5 protein-coding genes are annotated in these 3,741 nt (G+C 72.8%); all 5 read right to left on the bottom strand.

The window, feature by feature from the left end; translation table 11 throughout:
• Positions 1 to 147: 147 nt before the first annotated feature.
• Genes CCN42_RS07880 through paaA form a run of 5 tightly spaced genes read right to left on the bottom strand, consistent with a single transcriptional unit; the run spans position 148 to position 3,734 of the window.
• The gene (locus CCN42_RS07880) at positions 148 to 1,212 is read right to left on the bottom strand and encodes a 2Fe-2S iron-sulfur cluster-binding protein (protein WP_086734053.1); all 1,065 of its coding nucleotides are present in this window, start codon (positions 1,210 to 1,212) and stop codon (positions 148 to 150) included.
• Entirely contained in the window at positions 1,212 to 1,772 is a 561-nt protein-coding gene (gene paaD, locus CCN42_RS07875) for a 1,2-phenylacetyl-CoA epoxidase subunit PaaD (protein ID WP_086734051.1), read from the bottom strand. Before paaD ends, CCN42_RS07880 begins: the two co-directional genes overlap by 1 nt.
• Positions 1,766 to 2,503, bottom strand: a complete 738-nt coding sequence (gene paaC / locus CCN42_RS07870) for a 1,2-phenylacetyl-CoA epoxidase subunit PaaC (protein WP_086734055.1) — start codon at positions 2,501 to 2,503, stop codon at positions 1,766 to 1,768. The genes paaD and paaC overlap by 7 nt, the downstream gene beginning before the upstream one ends.
• 41 nt (positions 2,504 to 2,544) lie before the next feature.
• Complete coding sequence (gene paaB / locus CCN42_RS07865; protein ID WP_086172183.1) at positions 2,545 to 2,832, bottom strand: 1,2-phenylacetyl-CoA epoxidase subunit PaaB; 288 nt, start codon at positions 2,830 to 2,832, stop codon at positions 2,545 to 2,547.
• Positions 2,829 to 3,734 (bottom strand): 1,2-phenylacetyl-CoA epoxidase subunit PaaA, encoded by a 906-nt coding sequence (gene paaA, locus CCN42_RS07860; protein WP_422641140.1) that lies wholly within the window; start codon positions 3,732 to 3,734, stop codon positions 2,829 to 2,831. Before paaA ends, paaB begins: the two co-directional genes overlap by 4 nt.
• Positions 3,735 to 3,741: the final 7 nt, after the last annotated feature.

Here is a 3,741-nt window from a genome sequence, read left to right as displayed (position 1 = left end):
GCCGAGCCGAGCCGAGCCGAGACCGTTCCCGGCCGGGCCGGGCGGGTCCCGTGGGCACCGCCGCCGGGGCCGCCGGGCCGGGGGTCAGCTTCAGACACCCGGTCCGGCCCGGCCCGTCGGCGTGGTGCCGGGTGCCGCGGGAACGGCTCAGCGGTCGAAGTCCAGCTCCACCCGTTCGGTCACCGGATGGGACTGGCACGCCAGCACGTACCCGGCCTCCGTCTCCTCCGTCTCCAGCGCGTAGTTGCGGTCCATGCGCACCTCACCGGAGACCAGGAAGGCCCGGCAGGTCCCGCACACGCCGCCCTTGCAGGCGTACGGCGCGTCGGGCCGGTTGCGCAGCACCGTCTCCAGCAGCGACTCGCCGTCCCGGACGGGCCAGGTGCCGCCGCGGCCGTCGAGCCGGGCCGTCACCGTGCTGTGCGCGGGCGCGGGTCTCGCCGGCCCTCCGGTCGGGACGGCGTCCACGTGGAAGATCTCCTCGTGGATCCGGGCGCGGGGCACGGCCAGGTCGCGCAGTGCCCGCTCGGCGCCCTGGACCAGCCCGAACGGCCCGCACAGGAACCATCCGGCTACTTCCGCCACCGGCAGCAGTGAGGGCAGCAGCCCGGTCAGCCGCTCCCGGTCGAGCCGTCCGGACGGCAGTCCCGCCTGTTGTTCCTCCCGGGAGAGCACCGTGACCAGCTGGAGCCGCTCGGGATAGCGGTCCTTCAGGTCGGCGACCTCCTCGAGGAACATCGTCGAGGCGGTCGTACGGTCGCTGCGGATCAGACAGAACCGGGCCCCGGGTTCGCGCGCCAGGAGCGTGGCGACGATCGACAGCACCGGGGTGATGCCGCTGCCGCCGACGATCGCCGCGTAGAGGCCGGGCGCCGGATCGACGGTGAAACGGCCGGCCGGAGTCATGACCTCCAGCTCGTCCCCGATGCCGATCTCCTTCAGCGCGTACGTCGAGAACGCCCCGCCCTCCACCAGCCGCACCCCGACCCGCAGGGCGCGTGGGCCGTCGTCGCCGGGGGCGGGCGCGGGGGAGCAGATCGAGTAGGTGCGCCGGATCTCCGTGCCGTCCGCCCGGCGGCGCAGGGCGAGGTGCTGGCCGGGGGCGTGCCGGTACTCCTCGCACAGTTCCGGGGGCACGGCGAGGGTCAGGGCGACGGAGTCGTCGGTGAGCCGGTCGACGGCGGCCACGCGGAGTGTGTGGAAGCGGGCCATCACAACTCCTTGAAGTGGTCGAACGGTTCACGGCAGGCGAGACAGCGGCGCAGCGCCTTGCACGCGGTGGAGGAGAAGCGGCTGAGCAGCTCGGTGTCGGCGGATCCGCAGTGCGGGCAGCGGACCGGTTCCAGTTCCGGGGCCGACGGGCCCGTGGTCCGGTCCGGGCCGGAGACCGCGGTGCGGGTGGGGCCCAGGGCGACGGTGACCGGTCCGTGCTCGTGGCGCGTCCGCGGCGGGGCGATGCCGAACTCGCGCAGTTTGCGGCGGCCTTCCTCGGTGATGTCGTCCGTGGTCCAGGCAGGCGAGAGCACCGTGCGTACGGTGACCTCGCGGATGCCGTGTTCGTGCAGCACCCGCTCTATGTCCAGGGCCATCGCCTCCACGGCGGGGCAGCCGGTGTACGTGGGGGTCAGCTCGACCTCGGCGGTGCCGGCGTCGCGCAGCCGCACCGCGCGCAGCACGCCCAGCTCCCGCAGGGTGAGCACGGGCAGCTCGGGGTCGGGCACCGACCCGGCCAGCTCCAGCAGTTCCGCCTCCAGGGGGGTGACCGTCACCATGACGCCCCCGGGTGGCTGCGGTGCAGGTGCTGCATCTCGGCGAGCATCCGGCCGAACGGTTCGGTGTGCAGGCCCTGCCGGCCCGCGCCCGCCGACCAGGCGCCGGTGCGCGGTCCCTCGGGCACGCTGAGGGTGACCCGGCGCAGTACCTGGCCGACGGATTCCAGCCAGGCCGCCTCCATGCCGGCCCAGTCGACGTCCACGCCGTCCACCGGCTGGAACATCTCGCCGGTGAACCGCCACAGCGCCTCGCAGGCCCGCCGCATCCGCTCGCGACTGATCTCGGTGCCGTCGCCGAGCCGCAGGGTCCACTGTTCGGCGTGGTCGCGGTGGTAGGCGACCTCCTTGACGGCCTTGGCGGCGAGACCCGCGAAGGGGCCGTCCCCGGCGGCCAGCCGGTCGTACAGCAGGTGCTGGTAGGTGGAGAAGTACAGCTGGCGGGCGATGGTGTGGGCGAAGTCGCCGTTGGGCTGCTCCACCAGCTGGAGGTTGCGGAAGGCGCGTTCCTCGCGCAGATACGCCAAGTCGTCCTCGTCGCCGGCCATCGACAGCAGCACCCGGGCCTGGCCGAGCAGGTCCAGGGCGATGTTGGCGAGGGCGACCTCCTCCTCCAGGACGGGGGCGTGGCCGGCCCATTCGCCGAGCCGGTGGGAGAGCACCAGGGCGTCGTCGCCGAGGGCGAGGGCCGCGGCGGCGGGCACGGTCGTCGTGTCGGCGGGTGCGGTCGTCATGTCCGGGGCCGTGGTCTCGGGGGCCGTCGTGTCCGGGGTGGTCACAGGTGCTGCACCCCCTCCGGGATCTCGTAGAACGTCGGGTGCCGGTACGGCTTGTCGGCGGCCGGTTCGAAGAACGGGTCCTTCTCGTCGGGTGAGGACGCGGTGATCACCGCGGACGGCACGACCCAGATGGAGACGCCCTCGCCGCGCCGCGTGTACAGGTCGCGGGCGTTGCGCAGGGCGAGTTCCGCGTCCGGGGCGTGCAGGCTGCCGGCGTGGGTGTGGGAGAGTCCGCGCCGGGAGCGGACGAAGACCTCCCACAGGGGCCAGTCGTTGGTGGTCATGCTCGCGCCTCTCCGTTTCCGCCGGCGTGCTTGTCCGCGTAGGCCGCGGCCGCCTCACGCACCCACGCGCCCTCCTCGTGGGCGCGCCTGCGCTGCTCGATCCGCTGTTCGTTGCACGGCCCGTTGCCCTTGAGGACCTCCCAGAACTCCGTCCAGTCGATCGGGCCGAAGTCGTAGTGCCCCCGCTCCTCGTTCCAGCGCAGCTCCGGGTCGGGGAGGGTGAGGCCCAGGGACTCGGCCTGCGGGACGCAGATGTCGACGAAACGCTGGCGCAGCTCGTCGTTCGAGTGCCGCTTGATCTTCCAGGCCATGGACTGCGCCGAGTGCTGCGACTCGTCGTCGGGCGGGCCGAACATCATCAGTGACGGCCACCACCAGCGGTCCACCGCGTCCTGCGCCATCGCGTGCTGCTCCGGGGTGCCCTTGCTGAGCGCCAGCAGCAGTTCGTACCCCTGGCGCTGGTGGAAGGACTCCTCCTTGCAGATACGGACCATCGCGCGGGCGTACGGGCCGTAGGAGCAGCGGCACAGGGGGACCTGGTTGGTGATCGCGGCGCCGTCCACCAGCCAGCCGATGGCGCCGACGTCGGCCCAGGTCAGCGTGGGGTAGTTGAAGATCGACGAGTACTTCTGGCGGCCCGCGTGGAGCTTGTCCAGCAGCTCGTCGCGGCTGGTGCCGAGAGTCTCCGCCGCGCTGTAGAGATACAGGCCGTGCCCGGCCTCGTCCTGGACCTTGGCCATCAGGATGGCCTTGCGGCGCAGCGAGGGCGCGCGGGTGATCCAGTTGGCCTCCGGCTGCATGCCGATGATCTCGGAGTGGGCGTGCTGGGCGATCTGCCGGACGAGCGCATCGAACCGCGTGACTGGATGCCCGACGCCTACCGCGCGACGCTCGTCCGGCAGATCGCCC

Source organism: Streptomyces glaucescens (assembly GCF_002154375.1).
Lineage (GTDB): Bacteria > Actinomycetota > Actinomycetes > Streptomycetales > Streptomycetaceae > Streptomyces > Streptomyces glaucescens.
Note: the sequence above shows the minus strand (reverse complement) of the source record. Positions and strands in the feature narration are given on the sequence as shown.

Bases quoted from the DNA above. Each gene is read 5' to 3' on its own strand.
- paaB (WP_086172183.1), bottom strand. From the start codon at position 2,832: ATGACCACCAACGACTGGCCCCTGTGGGAGGTCTTCGTCCGCTCCCGG.
- paaD (WP_086734051.1), bottom strand. From the start codon at position 1,772: ATGGTGACGGTCACCCCCCTGGAGGCGGAACTGCTGGAGCTGGCCGGG.
- paaC (WP_086734055.1), bottom strand. From the start codon at position 2,503: ATGACGACCGCACCCGCCGACACGACGACCGTGCCCGCCGCCGCGGCC.
- CCN42_RS07880 (WP_086734053.1), bottom strand. From the start codon at position 1,212: ATGGCCCGCTTCCACACACTCCGCGTGGCCGCCGTCGACCGGCTCACC.